Below are 19251 nucleotides of genomic sequence, written 5' to 3' on the forward strand. Positions count from 1 at the left end.
GGTCAGGCACGGCGGTGCCACCGGGGGCACCGCCGCGACCAGCCTACCGCTAAGTGCGGTAAGTCTCGATTTGAGGGAAATGAGCAGGTGGGGGCTATTTCAGTCCGTTGTCCAGGGCGCCCATCAGCGTGCCCTGGGTGGTGTCGCCGGACATCTCCCAGACCATGACGCCGAGCAGCCCCTTGTCCTTCACGTAGTCCGTCTTCCTGCCGATGGACCAGGTGTCGTCGAAGGACCACCACTGGCTGCCGGTGTAGCCGTACGTGGAGATGGACTGTTCGTCGTGATGGACCGTCATCGCCGGATAGGCGCCGATGAGGTTCGCGTAGCCCCGGGTGCCGGCCTCCTCGGCGAACTGCCCGGGTGCGGCCCCGCCCGCCGGCTGCCACTCGCCCGCGACGCCCCCGCCGGTGACGCCCTGCCAGCCCCGCCCGTAGAAGGGGATGCCGAGGGTCAGCTTGCGGGGTTCGACGCCCGCGTCGGTGTACGCCTTGATGGCGGTGTCGGCGCTGAAGTGGAAGTCGTACGGGTCCTGGGTGTCGTTGTAGAGGTTGGCCTGGTGGCCGGTGCGGTTCGGCTCCCAGGAGTTGTCGCTGCCGGAGCCGTGGAAGTCGTAGCCCTGGACGTTGGCGACGTCGAGCGAGTCGAAGACCTTGGACAGGTCCCAGCCCTCGTCGATCTTCTGCGGGTCGGCGGGGGTGAAGGCGGTGAGCAGGCGGTGGCCGCCGCCCAGCGCGTCGAGCTGCTTGCGGAACTCGGCGAGCAGCAGGGTGAGGTTGCCCTTGTCCTGGGGCGAGTAGTGGTTGCCGGGGTGTCCGGTGCCGGTGCCCGGCCACTCCCAGTCGATGTCGAAGCCGTCGAAGATGCCGGCCGCGCTGCCCGGGCCGCCCGCGCCGTTGTACTCGGGCAGATTGCCCTTGATGTACATGTCGATGCAGGAGGAGACGAACTTCTTGCGGGCGGCGTCGGTGGCGGCGACGTCCGAGAAGTACTTGGAGTAGGTCCAGCCGCCGAGCGAGACCACGATCTTCAGCTCGGGGTGGAGCTTCTTCAGCTTCTTGAGCTGGTTGAAGTTGCCGCGCAGCTTGCCCCAGCCGTCGTCCGCGACGCCGTCCACGGACTGCGCGGCGCTGAACGGGCGGGCGTAGTCGGCGTCCGCGTCACCCGCGCCGGTGCCCTGCTCGGGGTCCTGGGGGTCGGCGGTCGTGCCCTTGGTGACACCGTTGAGGCAGGTGAGGTTGTGGGGGTCGATGTTGGCGAAGGCGTAGTTGACGATGTCGAGCTTGGCTGCGGCGCCCGAGGTCTCCAGGTTCTTGACGAAGTACTGGCGGCCGTAGATGCCCCACTGGACGAAGTAGCCGACCTTCGCGTAGTTCCCGGCGCCCACGATGTCGTCGGTCTTCACGGTGAGGGCGCTGCTCGCGGGCGAGGCGTTGTCGGCGGCGTCCCGGGCCTTCACGGTGAAGGTGTACGAGGTGGAGGGCGACAGGCCCCCGACGGTCGCGGTGGTCGTGGTGCCGGAGACCGTGGTGGCCAGGGCGGAGCCCCGGTAGATGTCGTACGCGGCGACCCGCTGGTTGTCCGTCGCGGCGGTCCAGGCCAGCGTCACGGACGAGGAGTCGGTGGCGGTGGCGTGCAGGGCGCCGGGAGCGGTCGGGGGCGAGGTGTCGGTGGCCGGGTCGACGGTCTTCACGGTCAGCGGGGTGCTCTCGGCGGAGACGTTGCCCCGGGTGTCCTTGGCCCGCACGGTGAACGCGTACGTGGTGGCGGGGGTCAGGCCGGTGACGGTGGCGGAGGTGGCCGCCGTGGCGGAGCCGACGACCTTGCCGCCCGCCAGGATGTCGTACGAGGCCACCGGGAAGTCGCCCGCCGCGGCGGCCGTCCAGGACAGCGACGCGGTGCGCGCGGTGACATCCGTCTGCTTCAGCCCGCCGGGCGCGCCCGGGGGCGCGTCGGCGGAGCCGTCGCACTTGTCGCCGTTGATCCGGCAGCCGGTCGGCGCCTTGATCGGGCCGGTGGCGACGAACCAGAAGCTGTACGGCTCGGTGCTGCTGTGCGCGGCGACCGTGCCGTTGTAGTGCGCGTTGACGGCGGTGATGTGGCTGCCCCGGGTGGTGGTCGTCCCGTTGTACGAGGACTGGATCGCGACCCCGGCCGGCAGGTCGAACTCCAGGCTCCAGCCGGTGACGGCGGTGTCGGTGTCGTTGCGCAGGACGTAGGTGCCCCTCCACCAGGGGCCGTTGTCGGCGGAGGTGAAGGCCGCCGTGAGCTTGCCCGCCGCGTGCGCGGGGACGGCCTGCAGGGACAGGAGCGCGAGGAGGAGGCCGAGAACGGCGAGCAGCGCGGTCGCCGTTCTCCGTCTGAGTGCGAGGTGCTCGGACATGGTTTCTCCCTTACGGCAGGGACCGGTGAGGCGGTCCTCGGGGAGGTGCGGATGTCGTGCCATGGAGCACCCGGGAAGCTAATTGGTCTGGACCAAGTCGTCAAGAGGTACAGACCACTTGAGATTCGGGCGCGACCCGGCTTCTCGGCGCCCGCGCAACCATGGGTGCAGGTGTGCGAATTGATCGCCGTCACGGTTAGGATCACGGACGGCAAGGCTGTAGCGCAGAGGTCGTCGCGCCCTAGCTGCAAGCTGGAGGACGTCGGTTCGAATCCGACCGGTCTTGCCACCTTTTCGTAGACGCGGGGGTAAGAGATGTCGCAGCCGACGCCGGTGCGCTGCCCGGCCATTGAACATCCGGACCTGCCCCTCGCCGACCCGGCGTCGCTGGGCCCGCTGCTCGACCGGCTGGCGGCGGCGGAACCTGTCGGGGCCGACGAGGCGTTCCCGCTGGGCGCGCTGCGCGCCGACGGGCGCGTCGATCTCTGCAAGCAGGGCCTCGGCGCGGCAGGCGCCGCCCGGATCATGCCCGCCGTAGCCCGCTCCCCGCACGCCACCCACGTACTGCTCGGCACCAACTCCCTCGGCGACGAGGGCGCTTCGGCCGTGGCGGCGGCGACGGCCGGGTCCGGGCACGGGCTGCACACCCTCTACCTCGGCTGCAACCGCATCGGCACCGAAGGGGCCGCCGCCCTCGCCGACGCCCTCGCCGACGACGCCACCGTCCGGGCCCTCTGGCTCAAGCGGAACCCGCTCGGCGACGCGGGCGTCCGCGCCCTGGTCCCGATGTTGCGCCGCAACACCGCGCTGCGCACCCTCGACCTGGTCAACACCGGGGTCACGACCGACGGACTCGCCGCCCTGCTGGACGTCCTGAGCACCCGTCCGCGCCCCGTCGAACGGCTCTTCCTCGGCGGCAACGGGCTGGGCGCCGACGCCGCGCCGCTGCTCGCCCGGCTGATCCTGGACGCCGGGGTGCGGGAGCTGTACCTGCCGTCCAACCACCTCGGCGACGAGGGCGCCGCCGTCCTCGCGGGCGCCGCCGATCCGTCCCGCCCGATCCGGCTCGGCCTGGGCGGCAACGGCATCGGCCCCGAGGGCGCCCGTGCCCTGGCCGGGGCGCTCGACGGGATCGAGGCGCTCGACCTGGGCCGGCCGCCCTCGGAACGCAGCCTGGGCGCCCCGCCCAACGCCACCGGGGACCCCGGGGCGCACGCGCTGGCCGAGGCGCTGCCCGGCAGTCCGTTGCGCCGCCTCGAACTCAGCCACACCGGGCTGACCGGGCGCGGGGCGAAGACCCTGCTCGCCGCCGTCGCCCCCGGGTCCCGGCTGGAGTACGTGGGGCTGGGCCCCGGGCTGCCGCGCCGGGTGAAGCGCTCCTTCGCGACGCTGCTGCGTCCGGACGGCGGGGCGCACCCCGATCTGCGCGCGGTCAGGAGCCTGTACCGATGAGCCCGCGCCACACCGCCCTGTTCCTGTCCCCGCAGGAGGCGGCGAGTTGGCACCAGGTCCGCCGCTACGCCGTGCCGCGCTCCGTGATTGAGGAGTCGGGCGCGCTGCGGGAGGCCGGCGACTGGCGGGGGGCCTGCGCGGCGGCCGGCTTCGACGTGCGCATCGACCCGGACAAGGTCTCCACCCGGTACGGCCCAAAGGTCGCCGAGGCCCTCCTCGCCGACCTCCGGGACCTGGCGCCGGACCTGCTGCGCTGGCACCTGCCCCGGGTCCTCGCGGGCCGCTCGACCCTGGCGACCGACCGGACCGTCCTCCTCGCGGGCTACGGCTCCGCGCCCGGCGCGTACCTCCAGCTGTCCACCCCGGCCATGGTCGACGGCCCCCAGCGCCTCCCGCTGCGGTTCGGCCCGCCGAAGCGCCGGGCCGCGTACGTGCTCGTCGACGACTGGCGGTCGCTCGGGCACCTGTGGCGCGCGGGCGAGGCCGGTGAGCTGCGCGCCCGGGCCGGGGGTGCGGACCGGCTGCCGTTCCTCACGGCCGACGGCACCCCGCTCCCGGCGGACCGGCTGCCGCAGGAGGACCCCGGCGGCGCCGGCCCGGTGGCCCGCGCCGAGTGGCTGAACCTGCTGTACGCGCAGGGCCGCATCGCCGACGCGCTGGCGGCGGCCGGGATCGCGTGGGACCCGACGCCGCCGGAGATGCCCTCGTACTACCGGGCCACCCCGGAGACGATCATGGCCGGCCTGGCGCTGGACGTGCCCCGGCTGGAGGCGGAGGTGCGCCGCTTCGCGGAGCTCACCGGGGCGGAGCGGTTCCAGATCGGCCAGGACTGGCGGGCGCGCGTCGTGCTCGACTTCACCGGTCCCGGTCCCGGCCGCGGCGGCCGGCTGCGGATCAGGCTCGTCAACCGGGAGGAGGCCGACGGCGCGGTCCTCCTGCCCGAGGCGGTCTGGCGCAGGGTGCCCGACCTGGAGCTGCTGGCCGGCGGCTTCCTGGGCCCCGCGGACCTGCATCCGCTGGTGGCCGGGTCGCTCTTCCCGGACCACGAGGGGCCGTTCGGGCCGCCCGGGGTCACGCCGCCCGCTCCGGTCCGGGTGCGCTGCCGGGGCGACTGGCACGAGGTGCGGTTCCGGGACGGGACGCTGACCTCCCCGCACACCGCGCAGGAGCGGCAGCGCGAGAGCGCCCTGCGGGCGTTCGGCGGGGCGGTCACCGGCTGCTTCGCCGTCGAGCACGCCTGCCTCACCGGCACGGGCCAACTGCCCAGGGCTCTGGCCGCCCAGCGGCGCGACCTCTTCCTGCGCGCCCAGCACGGGGACACGGCGGGCGTCGTGGCTCTGCTGGACGCGGGCGTCGATCCGCGCATCCGGGACGGCGGCAAGCACACGCTGCTCCACCTCCTGCCCCTGCTCGACCACACCGAGCTGCTCCCCCGGCTGCTGGCGGCCGGCCTCGACCTGGAGGCCAGGGACCACCGCGAGCGCACGCCGTTGAGCATCGCCGTATCGGGGCGCGGGACGGCACAGCTCGTCCGGGACCTGCTCGGCGCGGGCGCCCGGATCGACGTGAGCGACCAGACCGAACTCTCGCTGGAACAGATGATCCGCAAGTACCGGCGGACCGATCTGCGGTTCCTCGCGGAACGGGTGCTGAAGGAGCACCCGGACGCCGGATCGGAGTGGTGGGACGAGTGGGACGAGGACGAGGAGCACGACGACGAGGAAGGTGACGACGCGTGAGCACCGTGGCCCCCGGCGTCCCCCTGCAGACGTCGCATCCCCTGGACGCCGCCGACGCGCTCAACGGGCGGCTGCGCGCCACCCGGACCGAGACGGTCGCCAGCCCGCAGCTCGAAGCGCTGGCCCTGGCGGTGACCGCCAACCAGCCGGTGCTGCTCTGGGGCGAGCCGGGCATCGGGAAGTCGGCGGGGCTCGAACAGCTCGCGGCGGGCCTCGGCCTGGACCTGGAGACCGTCATCGCCAGCGTGCACGAGCCGTCCGACTTCGCGGGGCTGCCCGTCGTCGGGGACGACCCGGCCGCCACCGGGGTCCCGATGGCGCCGCCGGACTGGGCGGTCCGGCTCGCCCGCAAGGGCCAGGGGCTGCTGTTCTTCGACGAGTTGTCCTCCGCTCCCCCGGCCGTGCAGGCCGCCCTGCTGCGCGTCGTCCTGGAGCGCCGGGTGGGCAGCCTGAAGCTCCCCGACGCCGTGCGCATCGTGGCGGCGGCCAATCCGCCGTCCAGCGCGGCGGACGGCTGGCACCTGAGCCCCCCGCTCGCCAACCGCTTCGTGCACCTGCACTGGACGCACGATCCGCGCACCGTGGCACGCGGCATGGCCGGCACCTGGCCCGAGGCGCCCGTCCCCGTGGTCGATCCCGCCCGGACGGCCGGTGCGGTGGCCCGGGCCCGGGGCGCGGTCTCCGGATTCCTCACCGCGCGCCCGGGCCTGGTGCACCACCTCCCGGCCGACGCGGAGGGCCGGGGCAGGGCCTGGCCGTCGCCCCGGACCTGGGACATGGCGCTGCGGCTGCTGGCCGCCGGTTACGCGACCGGCACCGGCCGGGACGCCGTCGCCGCCGCCCTGACGGGGGCCGTCGGGGACGGGGCGGGCATCGAGCTCCTGTCGTACCTGGAGAATCTGGACCTGCCGGACCCGGACCGGGTGCTGGCCGATCCGGACGCCTTCGCGCTGCCCGAGCGCGGCGACCGGCAACTGGCGTTCCTGATCGCGGTGGTGGCCGCCGTCCAGGCCGAGCCGACCCGCCCGCGCTGGGAGGCGGGCTGGGCGGTGCTGGCGAAGGCCGTCGCGGCGGGTGTGCCGGATGTGGCGGCGCGGGCGGCGATGGACCTGGCGGCGATGCGGGACACCGACTGGCCGGTCCCGGAGGGCATCGACGCCTTCCTGGAACTCCTCCAGCTCTCCGGGGCGCTACCGGGAAGCGCCTGAGGCCGTGTCCGTACCCGCGCGGCTCCCGCTGGACCACACCAAGCTGCTGGCGGCGCGTTACCGGGCGGCGAGCGAACGTCCCTATCTCGCCACGGCGTTGTACGCCCTGTCCGTGGTGGAGAGCGACCGGGTGCCGACCATGGGCGTGGACCGGCACTGGCGCTGCTACGTGTCGCCCGCCTTCGTGGAGCGGACGCCGGTCGCCGAGCTGGCCGGGGTGTGGGTGCACGAGGTCGCGCATCTGCTGCGGGACCACCACGGCCGGGCCGCCCGGCTCCCGGCGGCGGACCAGCGCGACGCGCACCGGGTCAACGTCGCCCAGGACTGCGAGATCAACGACGACCTGATCAGCGACGGGCTCCAGCTGCCGGAGGGGCGGATGGAGCCGGGGCTCTTCGGGCTGCCGTCCGGGCAGCTCTTCGAGACGTACCTGCCGTCGCTGCCGCCCGGCCCGCCGCACACCTGCGGTTCGGGCGCGCACGGCAGCCCCGAGCCGTGGGAGCTGCCCGGCTCCGAGGGGCCGTCCCCGCTGGGCACGACGGAGGCGGAGGCGCTGCGGAGGCGTACGGCCGAGTCGATGCGCGCCCATCAGCGCACCCGGGGCAGCCTTCCGGCAGGCTGGCGGCGGTGGGCCGAGGAGATCCTGGAACCGACCGTGGACTGGCGGCAGGTGCTGGCCGGTGCGGTACGGGAGGCGGCGGCCTGGGTCACCGGGGCGGTGGACTACACCTACCGCCGCCCGTCCCGGCGCAGCGCGGCCCTGCGCGGCGTCGTCCTGCCGACGCTGCGCCGCCCGCTGCCCCGGGTGGCCGTCGTGGTGGACACCTCGGGCTCGATGGGCGACGACGAACTGGCGGCCGCGCTGGGCGAGGTCACCGGGGTGCTGCGGGAGGTGGGCATCCGGGGCAACCGGGTCTCCGTACTGGCCTGCGACGCCGACGTGCACGCCGTGTCCCGGGTGACCTCCGCCGACCAGGTCGCGCTGGGCGGGGGCGGCGGCACCGACATGCGCGTGGGCGTCGCCCGGGCGCTGGCCGCCCCGGAGCGCCCCGGCATCGTGGTCGTCCTCACCGACGGGCACACCCCGTGGCCCGACGAGTCCCCCTCCTGCCGGCTCGTCGCCGCGCTCATCGGGACGGACGCGCCACAGCCGCCGCCGTGGATCGAGACGGTCCGGGTCCCCGCCTAGGGGGTGTCTTGTCGATCAGGGCCGGATCAGGCCGCAGCGTCTGGTGCGGTGCATCGCAAGGCGCCGGAGCGTCTCGATAGCGGAGCTATTGGGGCGTTTCGGCAACGCCGCGAGGTGCCGTGCCAGGCGTCGCGGACCCGGCCATGATCGGCAAGACACCCCCTAGTCCCCGCCTAGTCGCCGAGCACCACCGTGCGGGCGGCCGAGAAGTCGCCCCACGTGCCGTCCGGGAGCTTGGCGCGGAGCTTCATCGCATAGCGGGTGCCACGGGGGTCGTTGACGGTGAGTTCGTAGTGCGCCCGGCCCGCGGGCGGCTCGCCTCCCCAGACGATCGTGGTGGTCAGCCTGCCGTTCATGTAGAGCTGGTACGCGGGGATCCTGCCGCCGGTCTCGGGCTGCTTCCAGTCCAGCTCGACGATGTGCTCCTTGCCTTCGGCCCGGTCGGTGATCCGCAGGTCCGTCGGGGCGGTGGAGGCGGGCGCGCCGGGCGCCGACGCGGTGGTGAGGTCGAGGCCCGCGCTGTCCGGTGACGAGGTGTCGGCCGCGTCCCTCGCCCGCACGGTGAACGTGTAGATGGTGCCGGGGCGCAGTCCGGTGAGCCGCGCGGTGGTCTGCGTACCGGGCACGCTGTGGATGCGGGAGCCCTCCTGGTAGATGTCGTACGCGGTGACGCCGACGTCGTCCGTGGAGCCGCCCCAGGACAGGGTGGCGGCCCGGCTGCCGTCCGCCTTGCCGCGCAGTTTCACCGGCCGGGTGGGGGCCTCGTGGTCGGCGGGGGTCGGGGCGGGGGTGGTGACGGACGCGGCGGCGCTCGGCGCGGAGAGGTTGCCGGCCTTGTCCCGGGCGCGGACGGTGAAGGTGTAGGCGGTGGAGGCGGTGAGCCCGTCGATGTCGATCATCACCCGGCTCGCGGACACCGACTTGACCTTCTTGCCCTCGCGGTAGACGTCGTAGCCGGTGACGGCCGTGTCGTCGGTGGCGGCCTTCCACATGACGTGCGCGGAGGTGGCGCTGCCGGCCTGCGCGGTCACCCCGCGCGGCGCGGTGGGCTCGCTGGTGTCCGCCTCGGCCTCCGAGCCACAGGCGGTGGTGAACGCGGCGAGGAGCAGGGCGGCGGAGCAGGCCAACGCGGCATGCGTGTGGGGGGATCGCACGGTCGTGCCTTCCATCCGGGAGCAATGGTCCAGACCTGTATCGCATGCGGTGGGGGTCGCCGACAAGAGGACGGAGCGGAACCTTCCGCAATATGCCGGTGTGCCCCCGGCCCGTGGTGCGCGCGCCGCCTGACGTACCGTCGGCGGATGCTGTGCGTACGAGGTGTGGTGCTGCCGGAGCGCGAGGAGCGGGCGTTCTGGATCGAGGGCGAGGTGCTGCGGGAGGGCGAGCCGCCGGGCGGGTTCGCGGGACGGCACGCCGAGACCGTCGTCGACGGCGGCTGGCTGCTGCCCGGCCTCGTCGACGTACACACCCATCCCGGGGCAACGGACACGAGCGAGCCGCTCGACGAGGAGCTGCTCCGCGAACAGCTGCGCGCGCACCGGGACGCCGGGGTCCTCGCCGTCCGCACCCCGGGCACGGCCGCGCGGATGCCGGCCTGGGTGGACGAGGACCGGGAGCTGCCCCGGGTCACATCGGCGGGCCGGTGGCTGGCCACCCCCGGCAGGTTCTTCCCCGGCTTCGGCCGGGACGTGAGCGAGGCGGAGCTCGTCCGGGCCGCCGTGGAGGAGTCGGCGGCCTCCTCCGGCTGGTGCAAGGTCGTCGGGGACTGGCGGCAGGACGAGCCCCCGGTGCCCCTCGCGCTGCTCACCGAGGTGGTGACCGCGGTCCACGCGGCGGGTGGCAAAGTGGCGGTGCACTGCCAGACCGCCGAGGGCACCCGCAACGCGGTTCTCGCGGGGGCGGACAGCCTGGAGCACGGTATGCATCTGGACCCCGGGCTGCTGGACCGGATGGCGGCGCAGGGCACGGCGTTCGTGCCGACGCTGGCGGCGTTCGGCAGGGGCGTGGACGCGATGCGGGCACGGGAGCCGAGTGCGCGCCGCGATCTGTGGCTGGCCGGCTGGGAGTCCCTGCCCGACACCGTCCGGGCCGCTCACGAGGCGGGCGTCACGGTGCTGGCCGGCACCGATTCGTTCCCCTGCGGGACCGTCGCGAGCGAGGCGTCCTGGCTGCTCCGGGCCGGGCTGCCGGCCGACGCGGCGCTCGGCGCGGCGTCCTGGACGGCGCGGTCCTGGCTCGGCCTGCCGGACCTGGTGGACGGGGCGCCGGCCGACCTGGTCGCGTACGACACCGATCCGACCGCCGATCCGGCGGTGCTCGACCACCCCCGCCGGATCGTTCTGCGAGGACACGTGGTGCGCTGACCGATGAGAGGGGGGCGGTCGGGCAGTCTGCACTGGTATGGACACACAACCGCTCGACCTCGAACCGGCCGCGCGCCGGATCACCGCGCAGCTCGACGCCGTGGACGACGGCGCGCTGGGGGCCGCGACACCGTGCCCCGGCGTGACCGTGGGGGCCCTGCTCGCCCATATCGGGGGCCTGGCCGTCGCCTTCCGCGACGCCGCCCGCAAGGAGCCGGGTCCGGCCACGGACTCGGCCCCCTCCGTGGAGTCCGGCGTCCTCGAAACCGGCTGGCGGGCCACGCTGCCCGCCGCGCTCGACGGGATGGTGGCCGCCTGGCGCTCCCCCGACGCCTGGACGGGCATGACCAGAGCGGGCGGCGTGGACCTGCCGGGACGGATCGCGGGGATGGTCGCGCTCAACGAACTGGTGCTGCACGGCTGGGACCTCGCGAAGGCGACCGGTCAGCCCTTCGGCGCCGAGGAGGCCCACCTGCGCAACACGCTCGCGCTGCTGGCGGACCAGGGTGACGACCCGTCCCCGTTCGGGCCGCCGGTGCCGGTCGCCGATGGCGCGCCGCTGCTGGACCGGGCGGTGGCCAGGGGCGGACGGCGGCCGGACTGGCGGCCGGAGGACTGAGGGTCGCTGGGGCGGGGCCCACGGCGTACGCGCCGGGCTGAACGGCGCACGGGCGGGCCCACGGCGTAAGCGCCGGAGCGCACGCCCCGAAGCGCGCCGGTCCACCCGGCCTCTCAGCTCGTGAAGAACTCCGTGATCCGCTGCGCCGTCTGCTCCGGATCGGACTCGTGCGGACGGTGGCCGCCGCCCATCGTGACCAGGTGGCAGTCCGGGATCATCGACGCCATGTCCTGGAGCCGCCCCTGCGGCATCGTGCTCGCCGGTCCGCCCGCCAGGATCAGCGTCGGCGCGACGATCTCCCCGAGGCCCCGCGCCCACGCCGGATCGGGGTCCGCCAGCTCGCCGTTCACCGAGGCGAGCACCGCCTCGTCGTAATCGGCGGGCCCGTCCGGCCCGACCGCCGGGCCCGCCGCCCCGGGGAACGGCGGCGGGGTCTCCACCAGGACCAGCCGCTCCACCCGGTCCGGGTGCTCCTGGGCGAGGAGGTGGGCGACGACCCCGCCCATGCCGTGGCCGACCACGCCCGCCCGGTCCAGCTCGCACTCGTCGAGGAAACCGAGCACGTCGTCGCGCATCAGCTCCAGGTCGTACTCGTCCGGCCAGTCGCTCTCCCCGTGGCCGCGCAGGTCGATTCCGTACACCCGCCACTCCCGCCCGAGCAGGCTCCCGGCCGCTTCCCAGCTCGCCGCGCTCGCGCCGAGATCGTGCAGCAGTACGACGGGCGACCCGAAGGGGTCACCCCAGGTCCGGTACGCCAGCCGCACGTCGCCGACATCCACCACAGACTGATCATCCATGCCCCCGACGCTACCGTCGAATGCGCCGGGATCCCGCCCCCGGGCTGGCAGGCTGGACCGGTGAAGCTCACCCCGCGCGCCCTGGTCACCCCCTTCGCCGCGCTCCTGATGACCGCCACCACGCTCACCGGCTGCGCAGAGGCGGGTCGTTCCTCCGGCAAGGGGACGGCGGACGGGCTGGCCGCCCCGGCGAAGAAGGACATCGCCATGCGGCTCGTCTCCAGCGCGGAGAACTCCACGCTGGACTGGAAGGCGCAGTACAAGTACATCGAGGACATCGGCGACGGGCGCGGCTACACGGGCGGCATCATCGGCTTCTGCTCCGGCACCGGAGACATGCTCCGGGTCGTGGAGCGGTACGCGAGGTCCCGGCCGGGCAACGCGCTGGAACGGTTCCTGCCCGCGCTGCGGAAGGTGAAGGGCAGCGACGCGCACACGGGTCTCGGCGCCCCCTTCACCCGGGCCTGGGCCGAGGCGGCGGGTGACGCGAGGTTCCGGGAGGCGCAGGACGCGGAGCGGGACGTTTCGTACTTCGATCCGGCGGTGCGCCGGGCGAAGCAGGACGGGCTGGGCACGCTGGGCCAGTTCGTCTACTACGACGCGTATGTGATGCACGGCGAGGCCGACGCGGACGGCACCACCGGCTTCCGCACGATCCGGAGCCAGGCACTCGACGCGGCCAGGACGCCCGCCGACGGGGGTGACGAGTCCGCGTATCTCGACGCCTTCCTCGACGCCCGGGTCGACGCGATCCGCGAGGAGCCCTCGCACAGTGACACCAGCCGGGTCGAGACCGCGCAGCGGGTGTTCCTCGACCGGGGCAACCTGGATCTGGACCCGCCGCTGGCCTGGAAGGTGTACGGCGACAGCTACGAGATCAAGAGCTCCTAGGGGGCGTGTCCGGGGCACGTCCCTCAACTCGCCCGTGCCGAAGGGGTGTACGACCACTGTTCGAGCCTGATAGGAAAGCTTCCTAACAGAACAGCGGAACGACGAACTCCTTTGGAGGACAGGTGTACGCTCCCCACAAGCGCACCGCACGTCGCACCACCCGATCCGTGCGCCTCGCGCTCGTCGCGCTCGGACTGACCCTCACGGCGGTGCCCGCCACCGCCTTCGCCGGCGCCACCCCCGTCCCCACGGCGGCGGCTCACCAGCAGGAGGCGGCCTTGGCCGGTCTCGACGATCCGGCGAAGAAGGACATCGCCATGCAACTGGTCTCCAGCGCGGAGAACTCCACGCTGGACTGGAAGGCGCAGTACGGCTACATCGAGGACATCGGCGACGGCCGCGGCTACACCGCGGGCATCATCGGCTTCTGTTCCGGCACCGGCGACATGCTCGACCTGGTGGAGCTGTACACGCAGCGCAAGCCGGACAACGTCCTGGCCGGGTATCTGCCGGCCCTGCGCGAGGTGGACGGCAGCGACTCGCACGACGGTCTGGACCCGGGCTTCCAGGACGCCTGGGAGACGGCCGCGCAGGATCCGGACTTCCAGCAGGCGCAGAACGACGAGCGCGACCGGGTGTACTTCGACCCGGCGGTCGGCCGGGCCAAGAGCGACGGCCTGGGCACGCTCGGCCAGTTCGCCTACTACGACGCCATCGTGATGCACGGCGACGGCGGCGACAGCACGAGCTTCGGGTCCATCCGGCAGCGGGCCCTGGCACAGGCCAAGCCGCCGGCCCAGGGCGGTGACGAGGTGGCCTACCTCGATGCCTTCCTGGACGCGCGGGTCTGGGCCATGGAGCAGGAGGAGGCCCACTCGGACACCAGCCGGGTGGACACCGCCCAGCGGGTCTTCCTGCGCAACGGCAATCTGAACCTGGACCCGCCGCTCGACTGGAAGGTGTACGGGGACAGCTTCCACATCGGCTGAACACGGGCAGAACCACTCGTGGCGCGTACGGCCAACCCCGTACGCGCCACGCTGTGCTGACCGTATGTCAGTGAGCGGCGACCTCCATCGCCTTGACCGGGTCGTGGCCGCCGGGCGCGGTGCCCGCCTCGTCCGAGTCGGCTTTGCGGCCGAGGTGGTTGAAGGCCAGGTTGAGGACGATCGCCACCACGCAGCCCGTCGAGATCCCGGAGTCCAGGACGACCAGGAGGTCCTTCGGGAAGGCGTGGTAGAAGTCCGGCGCCGCGATCGGGATCAGCCCGACCCCGACGGCCGCCGCCACGATCAGCGCGTTCTCGCCCTTCTCCAGCGCGGCGCCGGCCAGGGTCTGGATGCCGCTTGCGGCCACCGAACCGAACAGGACGATCCCCGCGCCGCCGAGCACCGGCAGCGGCACCAGCGCGATGACGGACGCGGCCACCGGGACCAGGCCGAGCAGGATCAGGATGCCGCCGCCGGCCGCGACCACGAAGCGGCTGCGCACCTTGGTCATCGCGACCAGGCCGATGTTCTGGGCGAACGCGCTGCACATGAAGCCGTTGAAGAGCGGGCTGATGGCGCTGCCCAGGGTGTCGGCGCGCAGCCCGCCCTCGATGGTCCGTTCGTCGGCGGGACGGTCCACGATCTTGCCGAGGGCCAGCATGTCCGCCGTGGACTCGGTCATACAGACCAGCATCACGATGCTCATCGAGACGATCGCGGCGATCTCGAACTGCGGTGCGCCGAAGTGGAACGGGGTGGGGAAGCCGATCGCGTCCGCGTTCTTGAGGGCGCCGAAGTCGGTGATGCCGACGGGGATCGCGATGAGCGTGCCGATGATCAGGCCGAGCAGGATGGCGATCTGCTGGAGGAAGCCGCGCAGCAGTTTGCGCAGGGCCAGCACGATGACGAGGGTGACCGCCGCCATGATGATGTTGGTGGTGGAGCCGTAGTCGTGGGCGGTCGCGTTGCCGCCCTGGGACCAGTTGAAGGCGACCGGCAGCAGCGAGACACCGATGAGGGTGATGACCGTGCCGGTGACCACGGGCGGGAAGAAGCGGACCAGTTTGCAGAAGTAGGGCGCGAGGACGAAGCCGAGGAGGCTCGCCACGATGATCGCACCGAAGATGACGGCGATCCCGTCGTGGCCCCGGTCCTTGCCGATCGCCACCATCGGGGTCACCCCGGCGAAGGAGACGCCGTTGACGAACGGCAGCCGGGCGCCTATCCGCCAGAAGCCGAGCGTCTGGAGCAGGGTGGCTATGCCCGCGGTGAACAGGCTCGCCCCCATCAGGAACGCGGTCTCCTTGGGACTGAGGCCCACGGCGGGCCCCACGATCATGGGCGGGGCCACCACGCCCGCGTACATCGCGGCCACATGCTGGAGGCCGCTGGTGAACATCTTCAGCGGGGGGAGTGTCTCGTCGACCGGATGCTTCCGGTCGGACGGGGCCGTATCCGGCGCACCGTCGTTGTGGGGGGTCGCACTTGCGTCGTCGCGAAACCTGGGCGTAGCTGCCACGGCGGTTCCTCCGGTCGGTTACACGTCGGCGGTGACGTGGGGTTCAGGGAGGTGGTGCCGGGGCCGGTCCGCCGGACCGGGCCCCGTGTACTGCGGTGGTGCGGTGAGGCAGGTCGAACGGCTGGTGCGGGCAGCCGGGATCGCCGGTGCGGGAGGCACGTGCGCGTGGGCGGCGCGCCTCCCGCACCGGTTGCCGCGGACCCCGCTCGGGTCCGCGGCGGCCGGGCCGAGGGCCGTCCCCCTCGTCCGGCCGCTTTCGGGGCCGCCGGGCCGTCAGGCTCCGGCGGCGATCTGGGCGAGGCGGCGGGCCTCGTCGCGGGTGGCGTGGGCGATGGCCTCCTCGTCCGCGGTGACCAGGCGGCCGGACTCCACGACCGGCTTGCCGTCGACCAGCGACAGGGTGACCGGGGCGGCGGCGCCGAAGACGAGCGCGGTGACCGGGTCGGCGATGGAGGCGTGGGCGAGGGTGTCCAGCTTCCAGAGGACCAGGTCGGCGAGCTTGCCGGCCTCCAGCGAGCCGGTCTGCGCGGCGCGGCCCAGGACCTGGGCGCCGCCGTAGGTGCCGAGGCGCAGTGCCTGACGGGCGTTCAGGGCGCGTTCCCGGTGCGGACCGAGGCGGTTGATGAGGAGGGCGTTGCGCAGTTCGGTGTGGAGCTCGCCGGACTCGTTGGACGCGGTGCCGTCGACGCCGAGGCCGACCGGGACGCCTGCGGCGAGCATGTCCGGGACGCGGGCGATGCCTGCGGCGAGGCGGGCGTTGGAGGACGGGCAGTGGGCGACGCCGGTGCCGGTGCGGGCGAAGGCGGCGATGTCGGAGTCGTTCATGTGGACGCAGTGCGCCATCCACACGTCCTCGCCGAGCCAGCCGGTGGACTCGAAGTAGTCGGTCGGGCCCATGCCGAACAGCTCGTGGCAGAACTTCTCCTCCTCCACGGTCTCCGAGCCGTGGGTGTGCAGCCGCACGCCCTTGCGCCGGGCCAGTTCGGCGCCCTGGCGCATGAGTTCGGTGGATACGGAGAACGGCGAGCAGGGCGCGACGGCGACCTGGGTCATCGCGTCGAAGGAGGCGTCGTGGTGGGCGTCGACGGTCGCCTCGGTGGCGGCGAGCGCGCCTTCCAGGGTCTCCACGGCGAAGTCCGGGGGCAGCCCGCCGTCCTTCTCGCTGCGGTCCATGGAGCCCCGGGCGAGGGTGAAGCGTACGCCCATGTCGCGGGCGGCCCCGATGATGGCGCCGGACAGGTCGCCGGAGCCCTTCGGGAAGACGTAGTGGTGGTCCATCGCGGTGGTGACGCCGCCGAGCGCCATCATGGCGAGCGAGCCCTGCGCGGCGGCGCGGGCCATCTGCTCGTCGATGCGCGCCCACGTCGGGTACAGCGCGACCAGCCAGTTGAAGAGGTTGTGGTCCGTGGCCAGGCCCCGGGTGATCCACTGGTAGAAGTGGTGGTGCGTGTTGATCAGGCCGGGCGTGGCCAGGTGGCCGGTTCCGTCGATCCGGCGTACGACGTTCTCCAGGCCCTCGGGTGCCCGGCCGGCGCCGACGGACTCGATGCGGTTCCCGGCGACGACGACATAGCCCGAGGCGTACTCGGTGTCGGCGGCGTCGACGGTCGCGATCGAGCAGTTCTCGATGACGATGCGCTCCACCCGGTCGGGGGCTGCCGGTGCTGCCATGGTGCTTCCTTCTCTCATGCGGGATGTGGGCACGGCAGGACCCTAGGAGGATTTGAGTGCCACGGCGGTGCGGCCGTGGGTGCCGAGATGGTGGAAGAACAGGTTGAGCAGGACCGCGACGAGCGCCCCCGCACTGATTCCGGAGCCCAGGACGGTCTGGGCCCAGGACGGGAAGTCGGCGTAGAACCCGGGCGCGGCGAGCGGGACGATGCCCGCGCCGAGGGCCACGGCGACCAGGATGATGTTGGAGCTGTCGTCCAGGCCGGCTTCGGAGAGCGTACGGATGCCGCTGACCGCGATGGAGCCGAAGAGGACGATGCCGGCGCCGCCGAGCACGGGCATCGGGACGAGCGAGACGACCGCGCCGAGGACCGGGAAGAGGCCGAGGACCAGCAGGGCGGCCCCGGCGGCGGCGACGACGTAACGGCTGCGGACCTTGGTGAGCGAGACGACGCCCACGTTCTGCGCGAAGGCGCTGGTGGGGAAGCCGCCGAAGACCGGGCCGATCAGGGTGGCGATGCCGTCGGTGCGCAGCCCCCGGGTGAGGGTGCGTCCGTCGGTGCGGCGGTCGCAGATCTCGCCGACGGCCAGCATCCCGGCGGACGACTCGGTCATCAGGACGAGCATCACGATGCACAGCGAGAGGATCGCGGCCGGCTGGAACTCCGGCGCGCCGAAGGCGAACGGGGTGGGCACGGCGGCCAGCGGGGCATCGCGCAGCGCGGCGAAGTCGGCGAGACCGAAGGGGACGGCGGCCAGCGTGCCGACCAAAAGACCCATCAGGAGGGCGACTTGGCGCAGAAAGCCGCGTCCGAAGCGCTGGATCAGCAGGATCACGACGAGGGTGAACGCGGCGAGCGCGAGGTACTTCATGTCGCCGAAGTCGGTGGCCGTCTTGTCGCCGCCCTGCGCCCAGGAGACCGGTACGGGCATCAGGGTGACCCCGATCAGGGTGATCACGACGCCGGTGACCAGGGGCGGGAAGAAACGCAGGAGTCTGCCGAAGAACGGCCCGACGGCCAGGCAGAACACCCCGGCGACGAGCACCGCGCCGTAGATCGCGGGCAGTTGGTGCCCGGGGGCACTGGTCTCGGCGATGGCGAGCATCGGGGCGATGCCCGCGGAGGACGCGGCGTTGACGAACGGCAGCCGGTTTCCGGCGAGGCCGCCGATGCCGAGGGTCTGGAGCAGGGTGGCGCAGCCGGCGATGAGGAGGCTCGCCGCGATGAGCCGGGTCATGCCCGCCGCGTCGAGGCCGACGGCCTGACCGATGATCAGCGGAGGGGTGACGACGCCGGCGTACATGGCGGCGATGTGCTGGAGGGCGGCCGGCAGGAGCCGCGAGGGGGTGAGCTTCTCGTCCACCGGATGCACCGCACGCTCCGGCGGGGTGGAACAGGGGCCTTCTGCTTCCGCGGGCCCGGATGCTGGCTGTGCCATGAGGGTTCCCTCCGGCCCGGCCGGTGCCCGGCCGCGAGGAGCGGGCGGGCACCGGCACGGCGCCGCGTCAGAGGTTGGTCATGTCGACCGGGATCTGCGGCTCGACGCCGTCCCGGAGCACGGTGCCCTCGATGAGCCCGTACGGACGGTCGGCCGCGAAGTACACCTCGTTGTCGTTCTTGAGGCCGAACGGCTCCAAGTCCACAAGGAAGTGGTGGTTGTTCGGCAGCGAGAAGCGGATCTCGTCGATCTCGCTGCGGTTGTTGATGATGCGCGAACCCATCTGGTACAGGGTCTGCTGGAGCGAGAGCGAGTACGTCTCGGCGAAGGCGTGCAGCATGTGCTTGCGCGCCTGCTCGTACGACTTCTCCCAGTTCGGCATGCGCTGCTCGTCGCTGGTCCAGTTGTGGCGCCAGCGGGCGGAGACGTCGGTCGCGAGGATGCGGTCGTACGCCTCCTTGAGCGTCGTGTACTTGTCCTTGACGTAGCCCCAGAACTCGGAGTTGGTCGAGTTCATCACGGTCAGGTCCTTGAGCCCGGAGATGACCTGCCACTTCTCACCGTCGAAGGTGATCTGGGCGGTGCGGATCTCCTGGTTCTTGCGCACGAAGGAGTGCTTGACCTCGTCGGACCCGATGAAACGGGAGTTCGCGTCGGAGGTGGCGATGCGCTCCCAGGCGTACTCCTCGATGCGGATGCGCGCGGTCTTGATCGGCTCCTGCGAGGTCACGAAGTGGCGGGCGAGGTGGATGCCGAACTGCTCGGCGGACTCGATCCCGTGCTCCTTGGCGAACGCGAACACCGTGTTCTTGGTGGTGTCCGTGGGCAGGACGTGCGCATTGGAGCCGGAGTAGTGGACGTCGTCCATCTCGCCGGAGAGCGCGACCGAGACGTTCAGGTCCTTGATGTGGTGGGTGTCGCCGTCCCGCGTGATCTTGACGACGCGGTTCTCTGCTTTGCCGTACTGGTTCTGGCCGAGAATCGTGGGCAT

At 72.8% G+C, this 19251-nt stretch carries 15 protein-coding genes and 1 tRNA gene; 9 read left to right on the forward strand and 7 right to left on the reverse strand.

Translation table 11 applies throughout. The features are described from left to right. Positions 1-94 precede the first annotated feature (94 nt). Positions 95-2383: a glycosyl hydrolase family 18 protein gene (locus tag ACFZAT_RS10800; RefSeq protein WP_391262902.1), complete on the reverse strand. Its 2289-nt coding sequence runs from the start codon at positions 2381-2383 to the stop codon at positions 95-97. Positions 2384-2596: 213 nt separating this feature from the next. Between ACFZAT_RS10800 and ACFZAT_RS10805 the strand changes: the two genes are divergently transcribed. The 5 genes from ACFZAT_RS10805 (at position 2597) to ACFZAT_RS10825 (ending at position 7971) form a co-directional block, all read left to right on the forward strand. Further along, positions 2597-2672 (forward strand) — tRNA-Cys (locus ACFZAT_RS10805). Between the two features lie 26 nt (positions 2673-2698). Then, complete coding sequence (locus tag ACFZAT_RS10810) at positions 2699-3835, forward strand: gala protein (protein ID WP_391262903.1); 1137 nt, start codon at positions 2699-2701, stop codon at positions 3833-3835. Beyond that, positions 3832-5574 (forward strand): ankyrin repeat domain-containing protein, encoded by a 1743-nt coding sequence (locus tag ACFZAT_RS10815; protein WP_391262905.1) that lies wholly within the window; start codon positions 3832-3834, stop codon positions 5572-5574. Before ACFZAT_RS10810 ends, ACFZAT_RS10815 begins: the two co-directional genes overlap by 4 nt. Continuing rightward, complete coding sequence (locus ACFZAT_RS10820) at positions 5571-6782, forward strand: AAA family ATPase (protein WP_391262907.1); 1212 nt, start codon at positions 5571-5573, stop codon at positions 6780-6782. The genes ACFZAT_RS10815 and ACFZAT_RS10820 overlap by 4 nt, the downstream gene beginning before the upstream one ends. A 4-nt stretch (positions 6783-6786) precedes the next feature. Further along, entirely contained in the window at positions 6787-7971 is a 1185-nt protein-coding gene (locus ACFZAT_RS10825; RefSeq protein ID WP_391262909.1) for a VWA-like domain-containing protein, read from the forward strand. A 173-nt stretch (positions 7972-8144) separates the two neighbouring features. Here ACFZAT_RS10825 and ACFZAT_RS10830 read toward each other — a convergent pair whose 3' ends face one another. After that, positions 8145-9140: a fibronectin type III domain-containing protein gene (locus ACFZAT_RS10830; RefSeq protein WP_391262911.1), complete on the reverse strand. Its 996-nt coding sequence runs from the start codon at positions 9138-9140 to the stop codon at positions 8145-8147. A 132-nt stretch (positions 9141-9272) separates the two neighbouring features. On the opposite strand from ACFZAT_RS10830, the gene ACFZAT_RS10835 reads away from it, so the two are divergent. Both ACFZAT_RS10835 and ACFZAT_RS10840 read left to right on the forward strand, forming a co-directional pair. Beyond that, positions 9273-10334, forward strand: coding sequence for an amidohydrolase family protein (locus ACFZAT_RS10835; protein WP_391262913.1), 1062 nt, complete (start codon positions 9273-9275; stop codon positions 10332-10334). Between the two features lie 37 nt (positions 10335-10371). After that, on the forward strand, positions 10372-10953 hold the full coding sequence (locus ACFZAT_RS10840) for a TIGR03086 family metal-binding protein (RefSeq protein WP_391262915.1): 582 nt from the start codon (positions 10372-10374) through the stop codon (positions 10951-10953). Between the two features lie 113 nt (positions 10954-11066). Here the strand turns inward: ACFZAT_RS10840 and ACFZAT_RS10845 are convergent, their stop codons facing one another. Further along, on the reverse strand, positions 11067-11750 hold the full coding sequence (locus ACFZAT_RS10845; protein WP_391262917.1) for an alpha/beta fold hydrolase: 684 nt from the start codon (positions 11748-11750) through the stop codon (positions 11067-11069). Positions 11751-11810: 60 nt separating this feature from the next. On the opposite strand from ACFZAT_RS10845, the gene ACFZAT_RS10850 reads away from it, so the two are divergent. Next, the gene (locus tag ACFZAT_RS10850; RefSeq protein WP_391262919.1) at positions 11811-12641 is read left to right on the forward strand and encodes a chitosanase; all 831 of its coding nucleotides are present in this window, start codon (positions 11811-11813) and stop codon (positions 12639-12641) included. A 122-nt stretch (positions 12642-12763) separates the two neighbouring features. Continuing rightward, complete coding sequence (locus tag ACFZAT_RS10855; RefSeq protein ID WP_391262921.1) at positions 12764-13630, forward strand: chitosanase; 867 nt, start codon at positions 12764-12766, stop codon at positions 13628-13630. Positions 13631-13697: 67 nt separating this feature from the next. Here ACFZAT_RS10855 and ACFZAT_RS10860 read toward each other — a convergent pair whose 3' ends face one another. The 4 genes from ACFZAT_RS10860 to pucL all read right to left on the reverse strand — a co-directional run bounded on the left by ACFZAT_RS10860 (position 13698) and on the right by pucL (position 19251). After that, positions 13698-15149, reverse strand: coding sequence for a solute carrier family 23 protein (locus ACFZAT_RS10860; RefSeq protein WP_391262923.1), 1452 nt, complete (start codon positions 15147-15149; stop codon positions 13698-13700). A gap of 273 nt (positions 15150-15422) precedes the next feature. Next, positions 15423-16820 carry an 8-oxoguanine deaminase gene (locus tag ACFZAT_RS10865; protein WP_391262925.1) on the reverse strand — a complete coding sequence of 466 codons (1398 nt, stop codon included), beginning with the start codon at positions 16818-16820 and terminating at the stop codon, positions 15423-15425. A gap of 42 nt (positions 16821-16862) precedes the next feature. Then, positions 16863-18260, reverse strand: a complete 1398-nt coding sequence (locus ACFZAT_RS10870) for a solute carrier family 23 protein (RefSeq protein ID WP_391262927.1) — start codon at positions 18258-18260, stop codon at positions 16863-16865. 67 nt (positions 18261-18327) lie between these two features. Next, on the reverse strand, positions 18328-19251 hold the full coding sequence (gene pucL / locus ACFZAT_RS10875) for a factor-independent urate hydroxylase (RefSeq protein WP_391262929.1): 924 nt from the start codon (positions 19249-19251) through the stop codon (positions 18328-18330).

This window comes from Streptomyces sp. NPDC008163 (assembly GCF_042956885.1).
Classification (GTDB): domain Bacteria; phylum Actinomycetota; class Actinomycetes; order Streptomycetales; family Streptomycetaceae; genus Streptomyces; species Streptomyces drozdowiczii_A.